The sequence below is a fragment of the Haloarcula sp. K1 genome (assembly GCF_001647155.1).
In the GTDB taxonomy this organism is placed as follows: domain Archaea; phylum Halobacteriota; class Halobacteria; order Halobacteriales; family Haloarculaceae; genus Haloarcula; species Haloarcula hispanica.
Window position 1 is genome coordinate 95,846 of the sequence record NZ_LRHL01000012.1, and the last position, 20,521, is coordinate 116,366.

General features: G+C 55.2%; 18 protein-coding genes and 1 tRNA gene. 5 read left to right on the forward strand and 14 right to left on the reverse strand.

Features of this window, described 5'->3' with window-relative positions; translation table 11 throughout:
* Positions 1 to 57 precede the first annotated feature (57 nt).
* Positions 58 to 132, forward strand: a tRNA-Val gene (locus tag AV929_RS05315).
* 627 nt (positions 133 to 759) lie between these two features.
* Here AV929_RS05315 and AV929_RS05320 read toward each other — a convergent pair.
* From AV929_RS05320 to AV929_RS05340, 4 genes are all read right to left on the reverse strand, one after another.
* Entirely contained in the window at positions 760 to 1,707 is a 948-nt protein-coding gene (locus tag AV929_RS05320) for a hypothetical protein (protein WP_064287631.1), read from the reverse strand.
* A gap of 156 nt (positions 1,708 to 1,863) precedes the next feature.
* The gene (locus tag AV929_RS22260) at positions 1,864 to 2,391 is read right to left on the reverse strand and encodes a hypothetical protein (protein ID WP_064287632.1); all 528 of its coding nucleotides are present in this window, start codon (positions 2,389 to 2,391) and stop codon (positions 1,864 to 1,866) included.
* A 523-nt stretch (positions 2,392 to 2,914) separates the two neighbouring features.
* Positions 2,915 to 3,703: a hypothetical protein gene (locus tag AV929_RS05335; RefSeq protein WP_155120725.1), complete on the reverse strand. Its 789-nt coding sequence runs from the start codon at positions 3,701 to 3,703 to the stop codon at positions 2,915 to 2,917.
* Between the two features lie 8 nt (positions 3,704 to 3,711).
* Positions 3,712 to 4,110 carry a hypothetical protein gene (locus AV929_RS05340; RefSeq protein WP_064287635.1) on the reverse strand — a complete coding sequence of 133 codons (399 nt, stop codon included), beginning with the start codon at positions 4,108 to 4,110 and terminating at the stop codon, positions 3,712 to 3,714.
* Positions 4,111 to 4,185: 75 nt separating this feature from the next.
* Between AV929_RS05340 and AV929_RS05345 the strand changes: the two genes are divergently transcribed.
* Positions 4,186 to 4,785, forward strand: a complete 600-nt coding sequence (locus tag AV929_RS05345) for a CBS domain-containing protein (protein ID WP_064287636.1) — start codon at positions 4,186 to 4,188, stop codon at positions 4,783 to 4,785.
* Positions 4,786 to 4,987: 202 nt separating this feature from the next.
* On the opposite strand, the gene AV929_RS05350 is transcribed toward AV929_RS05345, so the two are convergent.
* The 5 genes from AV929_RS05350 to AV929_RS05370 form a co-directional block, all read right to left on the reverse strand.
* Entirely contained in the window at positions 4,988 to 5,272 is a 285-nt protein-coding gene (locus AV929_RS05350) for a hypothetical protein (protein ID WP_064287637.1), read from the reverse strand.
* Positions 5,273 to 5,317: 45 nt separating this feature from the next.
* Entirely contained in the window at positions 5,318 to 5,641 is a 324-nt protein-coding gene (locus AV929_RS05355; protein WP_230458839.1) for a hypothetical protein, read from the reverse strand.
* Between the two features lie 142 nt (positions 5,642 to 5,783).
* Positions 5,784 to 8,417, reverse strand: coding sequence for a DUF1156 domain-containing protein (locus AV929_RS05360; protein WP_064287639.1), 2,634 nt, complete (start codon positions 8,415 to 8,417; stop codon positions 5,784 to 5,786).
* Between the two features lie 2 nt (positions 8,418 to 8,419).
* Positions 8,420 to 9,310, reverse strand: coding sequence for a hypothetical protein (locus AV929_RS05365; protein WP_064287640.1), 891 nt, complete (start codon positions 9,308 to 9,310; stop codon positions 8,420 to 8,422).
* The gene (locus AV929_RS05370; protein WP_064287641.1) at positions 9,294 to 11,807 is read right to left on the reverse strand and encodes a DUF499 domain-containing protein; all 2,514 of its coding nucleotides are present in this window, start codon (positions 11,805 to 11,807) and stop codon (positions 9,294 to 9,296) included. Before AV929_RS05370 ends, AV929_RS05365 begins: the two co-directional genes overlap by 17 nt.
* Positions 11,808 to 12,148: 341 nt before the next feature.
* On the opposite strand from AV929_RS05370, the gene AV929_RS05375 reads away from it, so the two are divergent.
* Positions 12,149 to 12,955 (forward strand): hypothetical protein, encoded by an 807-nt coding sequence (locus AV929_RS05375; protein WP_064287642.1) that lies wholly within the window; start codon positions 12,149 to 12,151, stop codon positions 12,953 to 12,955.
* Here AV929_RS05375 and AV929_RS05380 read toward each other — a convergent pair.
* On the reverse strand, positions 12,952 to 13,965 hold the full coding sequence (locus tag AV929_RS05380) for a tyrosine-type recombinase/integrase (RefSeq protein WP_064287643.1): 1,014 nt from the start codon (positions 13,963 to 13,965) through the stop codon (positions 12,952 to 12,954). The two genes, AV929_RS05375 and AV929_RS05380, sit on opposite strands and share 4 nt — an antisense overlap.
* A 490-nt stretch (positions 13,966 to 14,455) precedes the next feature.
* On the opposite strand from AV929_RS05380, the gene AV929_RS05385 reads away from it, so the two are divergent.
* Positions 14,456 to 14,809, forward strand: coding sequence for a hypothetical protein (locus AV929_RS05385; RefSeq protein ID WP_050007161.1), 354 nt, complete (start codon positions 14,456 to 14,458; stop codon positions 14,807 to 14,809).
* A gap of 11 nt (positions 14,810 to 14,820) precedes the next feature.
* Here AV929_RS05385 and AV929_RS05390 read toward each other — a convergent pair whose 3' ends face one another.
* The gene (locus tag AV929_RS05390; RefSeq protein WP_064287644.1) at positions 14,821 to 15,312 is read right to left on the reverse strand and encodes an HTH domain-containing protein; all 492 of its coding nucleotides are present in this window, start codon (positions 15,310 to 15,312) and stop codon (positions 14,821 to 14,823) included.
* Between the two features lie 181 nt (positions 15,313 to 15,493).
* A complete protein-coding gene (locus AV929_RS05395; protein ID WP_050036796.1) occupies positions 15,494 to 15,814 on the reverse strand; it encodes a lycopene cyclase domain-containing protein in 321 nt (106 codons plus the stop codon).
* Positions 15,815 to 15,922: 108 nt separating this feature from the next.
* Here AV929_RS05395 and AV929_RS05400 point away from each other — a divergent pair, with 108 nt between their 5' ends.
* Positions 15,923 to 17,065 (forward strand): CBS domain-containing protein, encoded by a 1,143-nt coding sequence (locus AV929_RS05400; protein ID WP_050007162.1) that lies wholly within the window; start codon positions 15,923 to 15,925, stop codon positions 17,063 to 17,065.
* Between the two features lie 17 nt (positions 17,066 to 17,082).
* Here AV929_RS05400 and AV929_RS05405 read toward each other — a convergent pair whose 3' ends face one another.
* A complete protein-coding gene (locus AV929_RS05405; protein ID WP_050038238.1) occupies positions 17,083 to 18,096 on the reverse strand; it encodes an NADP-dependent oxidoreductase in 1,014 nt (337 codons plus the stop codon).
* 188 nt (positions 18,097 to 18,284) lie between these two features.
* The gene (locus tag AV929_RS05410) at positions 18,285 to 20,510 is read right to left on the reverse strand and encodes a CDC48 family AAA ATPase (RefSeq protein ID WP_008311543.1); all 2,226 of its coding nucleotides are present in this window, start codon (positions 20,508 to 20,510) and stop codon (positions 18,285 to 18,287) included.
* Between the last annotated feature and the right edge of the window lie 11 nt (positions 20,511 to 20,521).

The following is a 20,521-nucleotide window of genomic DNA, read 5'->3' on the forward strand; positions in this document are numbered from 1 at the left end:
GGAATTCGAAACCTTCAATTATACCCACCGGAAACAATGTGGTGTACCTCGCAGTGAGGGTTCGTGGTCTAGGTCGGTTATGACACCTCCTTGACATGGAGGAGGCCGGCGGTTCAAATCCGCCCGAACCCACTTCCTATACTCTTTCACGGTATTTGCCAGACAGCGGCGGTGTTATCGCTCCGCCCTCTTATACCATGAGTGACGTCGATGGTGAATTTTACCCATCTTCTGCACGCCCACCTCGGTAGGCCGTCGCCGTGGCGCACTCACACCGTATTTGAACGCGGAGGAACCTAGTTCTTTCGACCGTTTGCATCACCTTGGCAGGGTCCATGGCGTTGCAAACCTACAGGATAGTCAGTGTCAAGAGACTGCGAGGGAGCAACCCACACGGGCGTCAGGCTCTCCGCAGGCTCCTGCACCGCCTCCGTGACATAGCGGACACCTCGGTCAAGCACCATCAGATGAGTCGGTCCATCATCCGCCATTCGGCAGCACGTACCTATCCCTCAAAGAAGACTTAGCGGCGGCAGCGTCCCAACTTCGGCACAAGAATCCAGAGAAGACGATGAAGTACGATCAGGCACCTGTGGACGACAGACAGAACGCTCTGGATCGAATGGGCTGATTCAAAAATAGAACGCTCTTCCCCAACGGTGTGAGATTTTCATATCGTATACCAGTTAAAACCCCCGTGCAAAGAACAACCATATCTTGCAAAGCCACTGGCACGCTCAGTTACTATTTCTGTCCCATCTATTCATCTAACATAGAATTTTCTACCTCTACCATAGATTCATAGATGCGTATCGCATCTTCGATGAAATCTTTTCTTTTTGTATCATTATATTCATGGAAGTGGAAGGAAGAAAGCTCATGCGCGTAAGTATTTCTCTCTGACCTAACTTGGTCAATGGTTTCAATCTCATCTGGCAGCTCTCCACGGGCACGGGAGAATTCGATCATGTTCTTGAAATTGACATGCTCTCCCCTTTGCGCTTTTTTACCAATCCCTGAGTCGGGATATTTCTGGATTATTAAATCTCGAAGATACGATTCAAAATATACACTGAGTAAAACCACTAATATCCCGAAGTTCCTATTATTATATGCTGAATAAACCTCATCAAAATGGAACATTTCATGCCCAATATAATGCGCAACATCATGAAGTAGTTCGCTATCTTCAGCCTTCGCGATTTCATGATCTCTGAGATGAGTGTCTATATTTGGCAGAAGATGTTCCAATATCTCTATAGCGTCAAGCGTTTCTTCGACGATCACGTTTCCATTTATATGATCTGTATCCTCTGACCAGATTTCTTTATTTTCATCGACTAAGACAAAACACTGTAAGAGTCCGTCAGGTGCCTTCTGTCTAAACGATTGTTCTGTCATATGTGTCTCCAACTCCTTGTCATCATCTGCATCAATTACGTATATCTGGATAACTGGGACCGACCTATATATAAATGAGAACCAATCTCTAATATTGTCTATTTCGTTGAAAAATACGGAGAAGTCTTCCACTCTCTTTGAAACAATAATATCTGGTGGCCTCCAGATGTAATGAGGGAGATCACTAGTTTCTCCTTCGCCATATCGTCTAGCAAAAAAATCATCATCATAATCAAACCTCCCAATCAACGAATCTAGCTTTTCATTCATTCGATTAACTAAGAACTCTAGCTGTATTTCTTCCATAATAGGTCTATAGACCTGATCGGGTCGGAGCCACTTTGAATTTGATTGTTACCCCTGTGGTTCTGAGTCAATGCTCTTCCTCCTGCACGTTAACCAGTAACAATATCCTCAAACCTATGTTGCTTTGTCAGGTTATATAAAGGAAGTGGGACGAACCTACTTTTTTCCCTTCTTGGGGTTAGGCGTCTTAAACCCTTCTCGGAAACACAGCCAGCACGGTAGGTCGTCGGGACACCACTCTCCACAGTCACAGCCCTCGGGTCGGCAGTCGTCGTGAGCTTCAGTATCCTCGCTCGCTTCAACGGTCACACCACCGTCGGTTGCAGCTAGCATAGGAGATGTCTCGACGTGATACCCGATCTGAGCGTCGACCGCCGTGGGATCAATCCACGCGGGAATAGTACGTTTACCAGTGGCGTACTCAACGCGACGAAGGTGTTTGCAGTGAGCCTCACGATACTGGTAGTCGGGACACTCACAGACATCGTCACGCGCGTCGACTAAGTATTCGCTCCCGCTCTCACTAACGACGATGAACAGTTCATCGGCATCCTTCGCACGCCCATACTCGGGGAGCACGGTCAGGTACTCGGTCAGAGCACGCACGCCACGCGGTCCAAGATCGGTGCTATCGGTAAGTCTTTCAGCGGCTTCCTCGTAGTTTGACATGGCTTCTGCCTCCATGTAGAAGCCGCGTCCGCGTGTTCCAGCACGCGGGCATTTCTGCCCCGAGGGACGCATCTTCTACAGTTACGTCTACAGACGCCAGCAACTTATAGTTTGCTACTGTAGCAAATTACTTGAGGCTTCGTCTTCTACACACGGATATGCGTGAGCCGAAATACAGCGACGAACAGTTTGAACAGGCTGTCAGAGACAACTCACCTGCCTCGACAAGCGAAGTCGCGGAGACCGTCGGTTGTACGAGGCAACTCGCAGATACACGCCTCAAAGATCTTGTCGAGTCGACCAATTTGAAGCACAAGCAGATCGCAAAAGTGAGTATTTGGTATTATGACTGTGGGTAATACCCACCCCGTCAAAATTAGGTCTTACTGCGGGACTCCTACCGCGTCCCGTGGGGGTGGATTATGCCGCGCGCTCTGACCCAATTTTGCTGACGTCCGTATGAGGTCGGTGGGGGTTTATTCTACCCCATTACACGTCATTGTAGTTGGAAGGTGCGTGGGTAAGGAGGTCACTCCCGTTACTTCCTCAGTTGCTTGCGTAGTTGGCTGACTGACCCACGGACGTCGTCGCGGTCCATCCCAAAGCCTTGTGCGAGAGTCTGAACTGCACCTCGATTCTCCATACGGTCAGAGAAGTCGACCCTGTCAGGATCGTCGGGAAGGTTGTCGTTCCCGACGACGACGATGGCGGCAACGATATGGGCGTCTTGTCCGCCACCCTCTCGCTCAGGTCCGTAAGAGGTGAAGGCTCCTGAGTTGATTGAGGTGACTACTCGGGCTACCTCACGAACATCTTCGCCCGTCAACCCTGCTGCGGTTCCACAGGCTTCTGCGCGCTGTTCGAGGAACCGACGGTCGCGGTCGAGTTTCTGGACGTCGTCTTGTCGGCCCCGATGCCCGTCTCGACCGTCGTTGTACTGGTCGAGAGGGTACACGTTGAACGACAGTTCGCTCCCGTCGAAGGTAGTCTCGCCAGCGGAATCCTCGACGACTGTAACGTGCCTGTTCTGGAGCGTTCCGCTCCCCTCTTCGCTGTCGTGGTCGAACTGTCGTCGTCCCGCTTCAATCTCCAGCGACGTTTCCCAGTACACCTGCCGTCGATGCACGAGACCACAGACACCACAGTAGGTATCGAAACGGCCTTGACGTAGTGGCCCCCAACACTCGTCGCACTTATTCGCCGTGTAGGCGAGGGTACTACCGCTTACTGGCTGTGCCTGACCGTCCCACGCGGATTTGAACCACGCACGGCGGTAGGGCTTGAACTGCACCACGACGTGCTCTGACTGCGAAGTTCCTCTGCTCATCGACATGGCTACCCCTCCCGAAGAACGCGGTCAGGAACGATTGCAGCGTGCTGTGACGTCGACCGTGACGACGTCTTGAGGGACAGAACGCTAATCGGGACCCAACCATCGACTCCCGTGATGGAACCCTCGCTGAAGTCGTCAGGGTCGACGCGCTCGCCACACGACTCTTCGGTGACGACTCGAAGACTTTCCAGTCGGAACTCGGGATGCTGGAGAAGCCGACGCATCAGCCCCCTCTCTTCCGTGTAGACCCAGACGCGGTCTTCCGACTTGGCGAAGCGGAGGAGAGTTTCTTTCTCGTCAGGGCCGAGTTTTCGGTCTTCGGCCACTGCATCGATTAGTTCAGAGTGATTCTGACTCTGTGCGTGATTTTCTGCGGTCGAGATGGCGGTTACTTTGCTCATCGTCCATTCAATCGTAGGGGAGGGAGATGCATAAGAGGAAAATCCTATTCAACTTCGATTGCATCTGATGCAATAATGGATCTCCAAACATACGAAACTATCACCGAGATGATGATAGACAAGCTAAATCGAGTCGGTCGAAACAAGGTCGAACTTGCTAAAGAGGTAGATGTTGATCCGAGTACCCTCAACCGAAATTTGAGTGGAGAGGCAGTAGCTCCATATCCCAGATTGAAAACGATGTGGGACGTGTTGAAAAGATGGGAAAGCGAGCAGACTCAGCCCGCTCAAGAGTTGATGATTACCGAATTTACATCGACACACCTGACTGAAACTCGACGGGAAGCAGCCGATAAGATGATTAAGGGTAACTTTTCACAACTTCCTGTGCGGGAACACGAAGATGGCGATATTGTCGGAATTGCGACCGACGCGGACTTGATGAAGGTACACGATGACGAGAGAGAAATCAGCGAAATTGAGTACCACCACCTCATTCGGGTGGAACGTGACACAAGCCGCCAACTCGTTGAGGAGATTCTTGATGAGGGACACTCGGCTGTCCTCGTGGTTGACGATGGTACCCCTGTAGGATTTATTACAAAATACGACCTCTTGATCGGGGGTCCGAAGTTAGAGCCGACTGGAGATACAAAGACGGAGGACGGTGAATAGTATAAGTAGCCGCCTTACACGTCTTTGTAACTGGTAGGAAGGTGGAATCGGGGTGTCAGAGACGTGGCTACATCATGAAGGAGTGAAGGGTCAAACCACGTAGGAAAGTTCCAAATGGTTAAAGATGTGTGTCGGCAGAGGGTTAAGACGGGTCCCACATCACTATCGACAGGCACGGCCATGTTTCGCGCGGGCGCGACGGTTATGAGAATTTCTCCATTACCTCACGAGCGGCCTCTTTAGCTGTTGCTTCGGTTTCATACGAATCCCCCTCGACATAATCTTGAGAAGCATTGTATACTTCAACTGCATATTTGTCATCCTCCTCAATCTTGTAGTCCGCTGCATCTTCAGCAACTTCTGACCAGATGACTATCTCGAATCCATTGGTATTTCGGAAGCGTGCCTCCGAATACGCGACAACGCCATCTTGAGGATGAGGTTCATCAATCTCCTCCCAACCGTTTGGTAAGGTTAGTCCCATCATCAATCACTTATGCCATATCTATACATATAAAACCGTCAGGCTGACCTACGACTGCACGTTGATGTTGCTGTAGTACCAGCCTGACCCCTCCTGCTCAATCCCGTGAAAGATTCGCTTGAGGGGTATCTCGTCGTTGCCGTCGCGGAGAACGGGTTCATCCCAGTATTCAACATCCCTAACTACGAACTGGACACGAGGATTCTGGGTCAACAAGAAGTTGACGTGGTCGCGGAGAATTTGGTAAACGTAGTCGCATGTTTCGAGTGGTTTCTCAGCACTACGTAAGAAGTCGTCAATACCGTGGACAGTGACGTCGTAGGGCAGATCTTCCATCCGTTTGACTCGACGGAGGAATTCGACGATACTCATTTGATCGTCAAACAGCCCATGTCGATCAATGGCTTCCTCCGAATGCACGTGAAATCCGATATCTAGGCTCATTTATTCACTTTCAAATTGTGTTGCCTTCTGATATAAATCTCAGTATGGGAGAGAGTTCGCTATTGCACGATTATGACCAGTCTTGGATGTCAGTTTGTGTGTCTGTTTGCTCCTCGACATAATCCGCTATGTCAGCATACTCGTCATCGTTCTCGATTTCCGCAAGCCGTCGGAGTGCAGCGATGGATCCCTGGTCGGTCCACTTACCGAAATTCTGTGCCAAGTGGTCAGTTTCATAGAGATATCGCAAGTAGTGTGCCTTATCTACCGCGAGGGTCTTCTGCTTAGATTCGATGCTGTCCGAACGGTCCAGCGGCCCACGCACGGTCAGCTGGTCGCCGTCATGTTCCAGCAAGCCCTCGTGGACGAGTTCAGAGACGTCCACTCCTCGCTGACGAAGGTCCTTGTTCAGCGCGCTGTAGGAGATTGTGCCTCCGCGTCCGAGTACGTAGGTGAGATAAACAGCGCTGAGGGTGTCCATTTCTTCGCTCATCGTTTGTACCCGTTCCTCCATCAGCTGTTCATCGACGATATTCTGAATGGCATCGACGGCCTCCACGACGCTCATCTGCTCACCGTCACGGATGATGTTTGGATAATGTTTCGAGAACGTCTCCAGACACTTTCCCATTGCGACTACGAACACGTCCCCACCAGTGAGGCGTCGACCGTGCTGTTCTAAACGCTCTATCTCCTCAGAAGCACGGAAATAAATATCGTCCTCCAGAGAGCGCCAAGAAACTTCGTCAGGGTCTTCTTCGCGCTTCCGACAGACAATAATCGTGTCGTAGTCGACCGTCGCTCGTCCGTGACGGGATCCGCCTCTCGTCTCGCTGTTCACAGGGTATAGTGCGCTGATGTAGAAATCTGCCTCTAAGACCGACCGAATCGTTGATGCCCACGCCTCGGTCTCCTTGTGGTGGAAGGTAAAGGCCATAATTCCATCATCCTTTAGTTTCCGATTGGATTCTTGGAAAACATTTCTCAAAGTCTCGATATAATGCTCTTCTGTCCGATAATCGTCTACATCTGTTTTCCGATCAACAACTGCCTCGTTACTCTTTGGTGTGAGTTCTCCTTGGAAATGGTCATAGGTGTCTTTTAGACCCTCTCGGAGCCAAACGTAAAAAAGGTCAGATAGCTCCGCATACATTTCGTTGTCGTAATAAGGGGGATCAGTGATGATCGCATCAACACTCTCGTCATCAACGGAGAGATACTCTGAAGTTCCACAATTCAGGTACGCATTTCCATTCTCTCCTAATTCGTCTGCCTCATCAACCAACTCTCCTGCAACGGGCGTACTGAGCTGCTTTTCTTGGGTATCGCCTTGGTCGTTAACGTATTTTTCAAACGGTTGTTGGCACCATTCCTTCCCTTTAAATACCATATTAAACGTCTTTCGAAAAGTTCCTCTACCATACTCAGTACCCCAGACGTTATTTTCAACTGGAGCGTGCCGAGGGATAATCGTGTCAATCATAGAGGGCTGAAGCTTGTTGTAGCTCTTCTCGTACATACAAAACATATTGTTTGCTCTGAGGTTCGCAGAGAAAGTTAGAAGGAGAAGTTCCTTGATATTCTGATCTTCTATATTTTTGATGGCGTCGAGCAATCGGCCTAATGCGAGCAGCTGCCGATCATTGAACATCTGGTGGTAATAATGATAGCCGTGATCCAAAGCGAAATCAGAGCTTCCGTGGTACCGCTTCTGGGTTGGGATAGGGAGATCGTCCCATTCCTCTTCCAGTTGCGATGATACCTTTTCATACAGGACTTCGTCGCTGTCATCAGAGGATTTGTATCCCTTCTCGTCGCAGGATTTGCAGTAGTACTCCACAGCGTACATTTGTGTGTCAGGCTTTCCAAATCGCTCTGTGGCACTGATGATCTCGCTTTTAACGCCGCAGTCAGGACAGACGTAGTTCTTCCGAGACACATTTCCTTCATTCGGGATGAAATCGTGTCCACAGCGCTTATTCACACAGGTCGTCTCCTCGTCTGAAGCATCCGCCTTCTGGACAGTCCAGCATTTAGGACAGAGTACATTCTTGTAGTTATCTTTCGAAGAGCGAGAGTCTGCGATGTAGTGGCTCTTCAAGAGCGGTACATCGTGCCCACAGTTGAGGCATTCCAGTTCCTTGACCCAAAAGTAGTACATCGCGTCAGCTGTTTCGTCACAATCAGGGCAAGATGTTGAGTAGTACTCCTGAATTTCTTGGCCGACTGAGTCGTAGAGTTCGTCGTATGCAGCCTGTAACTCGTCTAGATTAACGGGTTCAATCTCTTTTTTTACAGTGAACCATGCTACAGGGTTCAAATCACTTCCAATAACATTGCATCCCATCCGTAGAGCCTCTACAATTGTTGTCCCGCCACCCATAAACGGGTCAAGAACGGTCTTCCCGTCGAAGTCAACATCTTCGAGGTAGTATTCCCACAGTGCGTCGGGATTGTTCCAATCAACCTTTGGAAGTTCGTCGAAGGTATGTTGGCCGTTATCCTTGACGGTCATCTCCTCGTCGGCCAGCGAGTACAGGAGCATGGTTCGGAAAACTGAACCTAACCGCCGCGCCCAATACTTGTGCATCGTGTAGACGGGGCGATAGTACCTCTTTGCATGACCTTCTTTCTCAGCAATTTCGTTGACTTGCTCGATGGGAAACGATATCTCGATGGGTCGTCGGTCGTTATCAGAGTTCATGATTACAGGAATACTTCGATTCGTGGTGTGAGACACTCGTGAATACTCAGTCCGCCGTGTTGGAAGGTACTGTACTTACCTCGGGCGGGCCAAGTGTATCTGCCGATTGGCATATAGTAACCGTCCGCTTCAAGAACGAGACCATCGTCCACGAGATGATTCGCATTAACATCACCGATGCCCTCGAAGCGACCACTGAACGTCTCTTGTAGGGCCGACTTCTGCCTGTCGCTGATCTGGAAGGTATGACCAGCGTCGAGTCGTGCATACCCGTGGTCAGATCCAATTATCACGTGGTTGGTGTCGAGTTGATCGAGAATCGCCTGCAGCGCTGTATCGGTCTTTTCGTACATTTCCTCGATGGAGGAGAGCTTCGTCTTCCCCTCCTGAATGTTTTCGAGCAGGGCGTCAGGATAGCGACACCAGACAATCTCCTCGTCACCGTCGAGCGAGGGGTCTTGACTCTTGACGCTCGCCGTCTTGTGCTCTTTCTTGAGATCGGAGTAGCCGACGCGGTCGCGGTAGAACTTCGTCTCCGACGGCACTGAAGAGAACGAGTATCCCGTCTCAGGTTCGTGGCCCCGATCTTCGAGCATGTCGACGAACATCGCCGCCTCGCGGACGCTCATCGCATCCATCACCACGAACGTGCCACCATCAGGGACATCGAGAGACGCTTCGTTGACGCACTTGTCGGGAAGCACCTCGTCGAAGAACTCCCGATAGACATCCAACAGCAACCGCTCGTAGCTCACTGCGTCGGTCTCTTTGCCGTAGTGGTCGCTGACATCGTCGCCAGCGGGATACCAGATGTCCCAGAGTGCGTCCCATACTGGCGGGACGGGGTCGTCGTTCTCGACCAACTGAGCGAGGTCGTCAGTTTTCAGTCTCACGTTCGACCACCACCGTTGCATCGATGTGATCGCCACTCGGGAGCTGTTCGAGGAACTTGATCAGTTCGTCCTTCGAGATACCCGCGACATCGTAATTCAGGTCGATGCTTACCGTCGAATCGGTCTTGCTGTTGATTCGTGCATCGGCTTGGCTTCTGAGCACACGGGCGCTGTTGCCTTCCAACTCGATGGTCTCCTTAGTCGTAGAGACAGGTGAGGGACCGCCACCTCCGCCTCCCCCACCACTGCCGCCGCCTCCTCCTGGCGTCGGTTTATCGGGACCATCACCGCCATCTCCGCCGCCACCGCCGATGTCGCTGCCACCACCGTCACCGCCGCCAGTCGGCTCTGGCGGTTCCTCTTCCTCGAAAATCGAATCGTCGAGGTTGTCGGGGTGGTGAATCGTCAGATCGTCGTCGAGGTCGGGAAGATGGTCGTCCTTGTGGGGAACGTAGAAGTTCGCTCGATCTCCTTCGAGTACGATCTTCTCGTCACGGTACAACTGGCTGACCGCAGAGTAGAACACCTCGTCGGATAGGAGCATGGGCATCCGACGGAACTGCCTGAAGTCGTTGAGCATCGACGCGATAGCGATCCCGTTCTCGGCGTCCGCCACCTCTTCGCTGATCTTCTCACCAACGTAGGTCTTGTCCCGACCGACTTTGTCCTTCACGTCGTCGACATCTGCCGCCACGTCGATCCGCCGCATCCGTACGCCGTCGCCGCTCAGGTCTTCGCTCCACTTGACCCACTTCCCGAAGCGGTCTTCGAGTTCGTTCCGCAGTTCCCGACGTTCGTTGCGGATGATCGACGCGAGTTCCCCACCGTCGTCGACGTTTCCGCGGAGGTTTTCGGCTCCGAGCACGCGGGCGGCCTTGCTGATGATATCCTCGTCGTCGCGGATCTCCTTCTTCGGCGTGACAAACAGTACAGTGTTCTGGTAGGTGCGTCCCTCGAAAAAGTCGTTGAGCTTCGTTCGAAGTGCCCCGTTCGAGAGATAGTCGAGCATCACAACCGTGGTCAGTTCCTGGATATCGGGGACATCCTCGTCGGGGTAGACGCAGACGTCGTCTCCCCACACCTCGTTTCGGACGACGTCGACGAGCGTTTTTTCGATGCTGTCACGGTCGTCTTCAAGTGCGCGCTCCTGCTCCCGAGTAACGAGTGCGGTGAGCTTGGGGTCTTCCGTCAGGTAGTAGTTCTCTTTTTGTGAATCACGGTCGAGATAGTGGGCAACCCCGTATAGGCTCTCAAGCGACATGTGGAGTTTGTCGACAGTCGCCTTCTCGGATTTGAACGTCCCGAGTAGGCACTCAGTCACAGACGCCCGCTGCTCTCGCTCCTCGATGGTGTAGAGGAAGATCGTCCGTAGCAGGTCGTCCCCAAAGTCGATGTCTTCGACGGCATCCCTGTCCGAGACGTAACGGTTGAACAGTGTTTGGTTGATTCCACGGAAGGCACTCGGTTCGATGTCACACGTGACAATGAGGTCGGTCTCTTCGTACTTGCGGCGGACAGTGTCGGCAAGCACGTTCATCACGCCACGAACGCTCTGCCGCTCCCGTCCCGCTTCATAGATGTCGTCGAGTAGGTCGAGAAGCTCGGGGTGGAAGGGGTACGTCTCGACCATCCGATTCTCGTACCGCTTCGGTTCGTCGATCTCAATAGGGAAGGTGTAGTGGTCGACAAACTCGCTTACGATATCCCGCACAGCCTTATCGTCGACGTCCTCTTGGCGCGTCTCGAAGAGACGGTGGAGAATGATCTGTTCGCGGTCCCCAGTATCGTTCATGTCGACCGCGTAGGGGTTTGTACGGTCAAGAATTCGTCTGATGTCACGGCTCTTGTCGAGTAGAGTGACGAACGCGAATAGATCTTCCTGCGGGTCGTTGGCAACCTCAAAGAGATTCTGGAGAAAGAACTCGTTCCGTTCGAGGAGTTCTTCGTTCTCGCTCTCGTCGAAGGACTCCCACCACGTTTCGATCTCGTCGAAGAAGATAGCGACGGGTTCCTCGTCGCTCAGCCGTTCGAGGTGCTCCGTCGTCGGATAGCGTTTGATGTCATCGAGGATGTCTTCGCGGCCCAAGTCCCTGAAAATCGGCTCCCAAATGAGATCGGCGTCTGTCTCGCTGGTCGAGTGGATAGACGCCTTGGCACTCTCGGGAAGATCGAGCGTAATATCCCAGTCGTCGATCCACTTCTGGGCGACGTCTGGGCTGTTGAACATGTGGTAGAGTACCAGAAGACCGTGAGACTTACCAGCGCCGTAGGGACCAGAGAGTGCGATACCACCCTGACTGTCTCGCCCACGGAGCTTGTTGTCGACGTGGTCGAACGCAGTTTGCAGCGCGTTAGAGGGATAAGTCATCGAGATGAGACGATCAGCATCGTTCTCCAGCCTATCCTCATCGTCACCGACTTTGTGTGCCTGCAAGACACCTTGGAACTGCCCTTCAGTGACTTCGTCCCGAGGAGTAAGAAGGTCCGCGATAGTCATAGTCACGTGCTACTCCGACGTACGATTCCTTTGGTGTTTCCCCTCAGACGAGTGTCAACAGTAATATAAGACTCGCACATCATGCAGGATCTTTGTCCCATCTCGTTGATGGCTCCCTCTCGCATCCTTGGTACTTACAAGGACGCATGAAGGGGTTTGATAAAGGAGCAATTGGCAAATCTACCGAATTTCATGCAAAGGTCGGACCGTTCCCGCCCCCATCAAAAATAGATAATATCTCGGGACGGAGGTGGAATATCGGGTGGTGGATATTCGCTAGAGAACCGAATCAGCTAAATCGGGGGTAATTATATGGCAAAAGCGTAATATTCAGTAGGTAGATGGAAATAACGATTCTACAACTATTCCCACCTAACTTTTGGAACGTTAGGTTCACTGATGTTATTTCCGTTCTGGTGACAATTGGGCTGTTCATTGTCTACTGGCGAATGAAGAATATTCAGAATGAACAAAATGAGATACAGAGGAAACAGAACCAATTGATGAGCCGCCAGACGGATTTGATGGCCGCTAATCATCAGCCTCGGCTGTCGCGGGAATCCATTCGCGGGGAGGGTGATAAACTCATAACAAGTATTACAAACAGAGGCAATGGACCTGCAGAAAATCTACATATTCAGTGCGTAGTCTACGAGCATAAGGTATCTGATGATGGTGAGCCAATATTCGGCAAGGGCTACAAGAGGCAAGGAACTGCTGTAGTTCCACGCTGGAATCCTCTAACTCGTTACACAGGAACTCTTACAGATGGTGGGGAACCCAAGCTATCTGGAAGCCGCATCGAGGAAGGCGATGACAAAATTCAATTTCAATCCAATATCAAAATGAAGCCGCTTTCTATGCCGTCAGGAGGGTATGAGGCTCCATTCTCAGAGGTCATGCAACGTATCAACCGAGAATGGGATGCAGATAAGATTGCCATAGAATTCTGGCTACTGTTCAATGATGTGACTGGGAATCCAATTGGGTTCTGGTTCGGGAGTTTCAACGACATTGAATTAGATAGTGAAATTGATTTGGAGAAAGCTATAGACTCAGGAACGGAATGTAGAAGAATTGGAGACCCTGTAGGAGAAGATGAAGGGGCTTCGATGATGTTGTTAGAGCCAAATGATTTTGGTGATTAGATACTCTCCAAATATCCACGCCGCTGTTCCACCTTCTGCTCCGCGCTCCGTTTGTCATAGTGCTCATCCAACACCTTCGCGCTAACGTTCATGCGGTCTTCGATCACCTGTTGTGGAACGTCGCTGCTGAGGAAGTGGGTGATAGCAGACCGCCGAATGGTGTGGGGGTCAATACCACTCGGACAGCGGTTCCCACCGTCGTACCCCTTCGCGTCACACTCAGTGGGGTCACGGTCATGGGGACAGTCTGCGTAGAAACATGGCTGAGAGACGCGATAGACTGTCCGCCGTAGCGTCGTCTTGTGGGCACGGCCTTGAGTTGAAGCGAATAGCGGTTTCCGTCCATTGCCATCATCCACATTAGGACGGTTCGTCTCTATCCAGTCGTAGAGTATCTCACACACCCGCTCGTTCAGGGCAATGAACCGCTCACCGCGCTCGCCGTTCTTCAGGGGCGTGCCAGTTTCGGGACGGTGGACTATCCCAAGCCGTTCTCTCTCGCGGTCGAAGTCCCGCAGGTCAAGCGCCCGCGCCGTTCCGATTCTGATGCCCGTATGCCATAGCAACTCAAACAGAGTATGCTCCCGCGAGGCGTACTTGAACTTGTAGAGGTGGGTTCGGATAGACTCGGCCCGTTCCTTGCTAATCACTTCATCACGGGTACTTTCCTCACGGCTTACGTTCGGAAGGTCGATCTTCTCGTGTAGGTCCTTCGGAACCGCGTCCACGTTCTCACACCATTTGATGAACGTCCGTAGGCAACTCAGTTGGTTCCGAAGGGACAACGTGGATAAGTCGCCGTCGTCACGCCTCCATAGCCTGAATTCGTATAGCATCCTGCCGTCCAGCTCGTTGATATTCTCGACGCCGTTGTTCGCACACCACCGTTTGAAATGCTTAAGGCGGTAGCGATGCTCGCGGACGGTCGCCTCAGCCGCTTCACTTTGTTTAGCTTCGAGATACATCTGTACTGCGTCCGTCGGTTCCATAGCTTTGAGTTTCGTGCTCATACTGGTTCCTGAGCACGCCGTGGCGTGGCCCACGAGGGTGGGGACACCCGATGTCGCTGAGTTGATCTCCGTACCGAGAGCGAATGCCGATGCATCCGCACGGCGTGGAATGGAGGAGGGCGGCGTTCCCGCCGAGCCTTGGCGAGGCGGGAGCCAGAGGGAGCGCGCCCCGCGCGATCCCTCGCGGTTCAAATCCGCCCGAACCCACTACTTCTGTCGCAAGCAAACCGCGAGCGACGAATCTACGCGTGAGTGCGGATTTGAACCCTGAAAGACGAACGAAGTGAGTCTTTCTCTGGTTCACAATCCGCCCGAACCCATTTCTGACGACGTAACCGACGAGCGTAGCCAGTCGCGTTCGTCGTCTGTCTCTACTATCGTTGAGTAAGTGATTCCGACGGATGTGCGTTTCAACAGAATCGGAATGAGATCACCGGACCGACAGAGTCGTCCCATAGTTTCTTGCCCCAACCGCGTTAGAGTCATCTATATGAGAGATCAGGTCCAGTCGGCGGACGCGTTCGAACAGTTCGTGCTACTGGCGGTTGCGGAACTCGAAACGGCCGGCGAAACGCCGGCCCACTCCTATCATGTGACCCAGACGGCGAAGGCACATCTCGCGGATATCGACCGACAGCCGTTCGGCGGCGTCGAGCGCCAGAAGGTCATCTCGGCGCTGGGCCAGCTCGCCGACAAGGGGCTGTTACGAACCGAACAGACGGAGTCACCGACGGGGAAAGGACGGCCTGGGTACGAACTGGCTGGCGACCCGGACGAAGTGCTCGAAGTGCTGTCGGCGACAGACGAGTTCACGTCGTATATCGAAACGGTCCGGTCCTCGTAACCGATCCCTCGTTAGACGACGCTCACCCCGCCGTGCTCCTGATCAAGGGCGGGTGGCTGGCCCGCTTCGAGGCGTTCGAGCCGGTCCGTAATCGTGTGGACGACATCGCCTTTCGTACAGGGTGCGACGTGGACGAGTTCGTTGCCGTCGTACTCAGCCAGCCCCATGACTGGTAGCGCCATGGTGTCGTACGCCGATTCCGCCACTTCTGAGTCAACGGTCGTGTCCTGATAGAAGGATTCCAGCGAGACGTTGTTGGTCAGCGCCCACTGCTTGAACTCGGCGACGCGGTTCAGGATGTACGTGCCTTCCTCCGTCCGTGCGGCGGCCGACCGGGGTGCGATCTGCTTGCCCCAGACGATGACGTTGAACCCGTCGATGTGGCCGTTCTCGTCGAGCGTCTGGAGACGGTCGATGACCGCCTCCTGTCGTTCGTGTGCGCCGTCGGGCAGCATCGACCGAACGTACAGCTCGATGTGAGGTGTCGGGATAGTATCACTCATAGCTATCAGACAGCACTCCCGGCTGACACATATAGGTACTGTGAGAGATGTCTGCATAGGACAGATTGTGTCTTCAGACCCTGATACGCACGAAATCCCCATTTCTTGTGAGAGGGTCTACTTCCAGTTGTAACGCTAACGCAGGAGTAGTTAACAACTGAAACCAGTATTCGATTACTGACTATTCGGCGTTTGACCCGGACGAAAGACCGTGGAGGTTCTCGTGGATGCCGAGGATGAGCGCGGGAACCACGATCATGAAGATGTGCTCTTCGATGGGAATCCCGAGCAGGTCGACACCGGTCCGGAGTTTGATCGCGAAGACACCGACGGTGAGGGTGTACCAGTCCCAGACGTAGGCAATCGGATAGAGCACGACGATGGTCTTGGCCGCCATCCGGAGGGCGTTCGCACGCCAGAGCAGCACGAGGGCAATACTCCCCCAGACCACCTCTGTGACAAGATATGTGTAGGGACCGAAGACGCCAATGTCGGGCAGCATACACTGACCTTAGACCCAAGGGCCTAAAGCTTAGTTCGTCTCTCGGTTTCCGGGGACTAAACCAACCTTGATAACCCCACACGTCGAATCTACGAACTGTGAAGAACGATGGATATTGCTGATATCGCCACCAGAGAGTTTGTCGAGGTTGACGCCAACAAGCGCCTGGGGAAAGTCCGGTCTATCTTCGAACGCGAGAACCCCAAGGGTATCATCGTCACGGAAGACGGTGACTACGCTGGCGTTATCACGCAGAAACAGCTGGTCCAGTCCCACGTCGAGGACAACGCGAAAGCGGGGGCGATGACGCGCTCGGCACCGAAAGTCGAGCGCACCGACGACGTGCGCGAAGTCGCGCGCGTCTTGGTCGAGGGTGGAGTCAAGCTCGCGCCGGTGTTCGAGGCGGACGAGCTCTGGGGCATCGTCACCGAGGACGATATCCTCGACGCGGTTCTCGACAACCTCGACGCGCTGAGCGTCGAGGACATCTACACGCGAGATGTCATCACGGTGTCCGAGGATACCAACGTCGGGCAAGTCGTCAATCTCCTCCGGAAACACGGCATCTCCCGGCTGCCGGTGCTCGGTGACGACGACGGCCTGACCGGAATGGTCACGCGCCACGACATCGTCGACGTCGTCGTCCGGGACATGAACAAGACGACGCGGGGCGACCGCTCCGGCGAGATCGAGCGCGTGCTCGACATGCCCGTCTACGACGTGATGAGTAGTCCGGTAGAGACGGCGAAGCTCGGCGACTCCGTCGAGGACGCCGTCGCGCGGATGCTGGAAAACGACTTCGCCGGGCTCGTCGTCACGCCGGAAGACGACGACACCCACGTCGCCGGCATCCTCACGAAAACCGACGTGCTCCGCGCGCTGACCTACACCGAGGAGGAACACATGGACGTCCAGATCACGAACATCAAACTGCTTGACACCATCTCCCGTGCGGACATCCGGTCCGACATCGAGGCGGTCGCGGACAAGTACGGGGCGATGCAGGTCCAGCACGCCCACGTCCGGTTCCACGAGCACAAGGAGAAGCTCCGTGGCACGCCGCTCATCCAGTGCCAGATCCGCCTGCGAACTAACAAGGGCCAGGCGGCCGGCTCCGGCGAGGGCTACGGCGCTGAAACCGCCTTCAACGTCGCGCTCGATAAGCTAGAGCGCAACGTTCTCGAACTGAAAGGCGTCCAGGCCGACGAGGAGTACCGCGGCCAGCTCCTCCGCAAGCTCGGCGAACTATAACCGGATACTCGCTTTTTCTATCGCTCGGCGACCTGCACGAGCTGCTTGCCGATGTTCTCGCCCTCGAACAGCCCGAGGAACGCGTCGGGCGCGTTCTCGATGCCTTCGGTGACGGTTTCTCGGTAGGAGATGTCGCCCGAGGCGACCCACTGACCGAGCTGCTTCGTCGCTTCCTCGAACCGCGGCTCGAAGTCGGAGACGAGAAGTCCTTCGACGGTCGCCCGGGACTGGATGACCTGAGTCAGCTTGCGCGGCCCCATCGGGACTTCCTCGCTGTTGTACAGCGAGATCTGTCCGCAGACGGCGACACGCGCGTCGGTGTTGAGTCGCGTGAACACCGCGTCGGTAATCGGTCCGCCGACGTTGTCGAAGTAGGCGTCGACGCCGTCCGGTGCGGCCTCGTCCAGCGCGGCCCGATAATCGTCGGTCGTCTTGTAGTTGATCCCCTCGTCGAAGCCCAGGTCGTCTTCGAGGAACGAGACCTTCTCGTCGGAGCCGGCGAAGCCGACGACGCGTGCGCCCTGGAGCTTGGCGAGCTGGCCCGCCACGGAGCCGACGGCCCCGGCAGCCCCGGTGACGACGAACGTGTCGCCGGCCGAGGGCTGTGCCACGTCTCGGGTGCCGAAGTACGCTGTCAGGCCCGGCATCCCCAGAACACCGAGAGCCGTCGAAATCGGTGCGAGTTCCGGATTGACCTCTGTCAGTACCGGTCCGGGTGCCGTGGCGTACTCCGCCCATTCTAGCTCGCCGGTGACGACGTCGCCCTCGTCAAACCGCGCACCGTTGGATTCGACGACCTCACCGACGACTGCACCGCGGAGCGCGTCGCCCACGTCCCACGGCTCCTCGTACGATTCGCTGTCGCGCATCCGGTCGCGCATATACGGGTCCACAGAGAGGTACAGCGTCTTGATGAGCACCTCGCCAGGCCCCGGTTCCGGGATCTCTTCCTCGGAAAGCTCGAACGTATCGTGGTCGGGAGTCCCTTCGGGCCGCTTTGCTAGCCTGTAAACGCGGTTAGTGTTCGACATCATCCCCTATACACTTGGGACCCGAAAGGGGGCTTCGAAAGGAGAAACAAACACCGGTTGTATAGTTTATCTAATAATTATCCACAGGTGTTGTGCGGCCGGCGGCAGGGGCATCGCTGATCGGGGACAGCAAAACCGAAAAACCGCGCTCGAATCACAGCGAGGAGCAGGAACCGTGAGCGCCGGAGTTACTGGAAGCCGATCCGGCCGCCGGTCCCGGCCTGGCGCTGCGGACTGGAACCGCCTCTGAACTCCTCTTCCATCTGCTCGTAGTACTCCCGGATGTCGTCGGTGATGGTTGGCCGCACGCTGTCCATCGCCTGCCGGAAGTGACGCATCTCGACTTCCTCCGCGTCGTCGTCCTCGCGGAGCGCCTCGATGGCGGCTTCGCGGGCGATGGATTCGAGGTCCGACCCGACGAACCCGTCGCTGACTTCGGCCAGTTCGCGCAGGCTCACGTCGGGCGACAGCGGCGTGTCGTCCGTGTGAATTTTCAGGATTTGCTCGCGGCCCTCGACGTCGGGCTCGCCGATCATCACCAGGCGGTCGAACCGGCCCGAGCGGATGAGCGCCGGGTCGATCATGTCCGGCCGGTTGGTCGCGCCGATGACCATCACGTCCTCCATCTCTTCGAGCCCGTCGAGTTCGGTCAGGAGCTGATTGACGACGCGCTCGGAGACGTTCGACCCCATCTCGCCGCCCCGACCCGGTGCCAGCGAGTCGAGTTCGTCGAAGAAGATGATGGTCGGGGCGACCTGGCGGGCCTTCCGGAACGTCTGCCGGATGGCCTTCTCGCTCTCGCCGACCCACTTGCTGAGCAGTTGCGGGCCACGGACTGAGATAAAGTTCGCGTCGGTCTCGTTGGCGACGGCTTTCGCCATGAGCGTCTTTCCGGTGCCGGGCGGGCCGTACAGCAACACCCCCGAGGGCGGCGTCACGCCCATGCGCTCGAACTTCTCCGGGGAGTTCATCGGCCACTCGACGGCCTCCTGGACCTGCTCTTTGGGGCCGCTGAGGCCGCCGACGTTGTCCCAGGACATCTTCGGGAGCTCGACCAGCACCTCCCGCATCGCCGACGGACTCACCTCGTTGAGTGCGCCCTTGAAGTCGTCCCGCTTGATGATCATCCGGTCGATGAGGCTCGGCGGGATGTCCTCCTCGTCCAGATCGATCTCGGGAAGGTAGCGCCGGAGCGCCTTCATCGCGGCCTCCTTCGTGAGACTCTCGATGTCGGCTCCGACGAAGCCGTGCGTGTCCGTCGCCAGCTTCGCCAGATTCACGTCGTCCGACAGCGGCATGCCGCGGGTGTGAATCTGGAGGATCTCCTCGCGACCGACTTCGTCCGGGACGCCGATCTCGATCTCGCGGTCGAAGCGGCCCGGGCGACGCAGCGCCGGGTCCACGCTGTCGACGCGGTTCGTCGCGGCGATGACGATGACCTGCCCCCGCGATTCGAGGCCGTCCATCATCGTCAGCAGCTGGGCGACGACCCGGCGCTCGACCTCGCCGGTCACGTCCTCACGCTTGGGCGCGATGGAGTCCAGCTCGTCGATGAAGATGATCGAGGGCGATTCCTCGCTCGCGTCCTCGAATATCTCGCGTAACTGCTGTTCGCTTTCCCCGTAGTACTTCGAGATTATCTCGGGGCCGGCGATAGAGAAGAAACTGGCAGAGGTTTCATTGGCGACGGCCTTCGCAAGCAGCGTCTTCCCGGTTCCGGGCGGCCCATGCAACAGGACCCCCTGTGGCGGCTCGATGCCGAGCTTCTTGAAGATCTGGGGGTGTTTCATCGGCAATTCGACCATCTCTCGCACCCGCTGGATCTCGTTTTGCAGGCCGCCGATGTCCTCGTAGGTGATGCCACCGCCGGTCTTCTCGAAGCCGGAGATCGGTTCCTCGCGGAGTTCCACCTCGGTGTCTTCGGTGATGAGACAGACGCCCTCGGGCTCGGTCTCGACGGCGATGAGCGGGATGGCCTGTCCGGGCGAGCGCATGAACGGGTGGTTCGTCGAGGACATCACCGGGACGATGTCGCGCTCGACGACCGGCCGTTTCAATATCTGCCGCTTAACCATGCCAGCGGCGTCGGAGCCGAACTGGACCGACGCTTCCTCGGGCGGCGCGAGAACGAGCTTGTCGGCCTTCTCGGCCTCGGCCTTCCGGATTGTGACGCGCTCACCAATACCCACGTCAGCATTCTGGCGCGTGAAGCCGTCGATGCGAACAGTGTCAGTGTTCCAGTCCTGCCGGTCGGCCCGCCACACCTTGGCCGCGGTCGTGTCGCTCCCCTCTATCTCGATGATGTCTCCGGGGGAGAGCTTGAGATGCAACAACGTATCGGGGTCGAGTCTGGCGATACCGCGTCCCGAGTCGTTCGGGTACGCCTTCGCCACTTCCAATTGAACTTCGTTCATAGTAGAGCCTG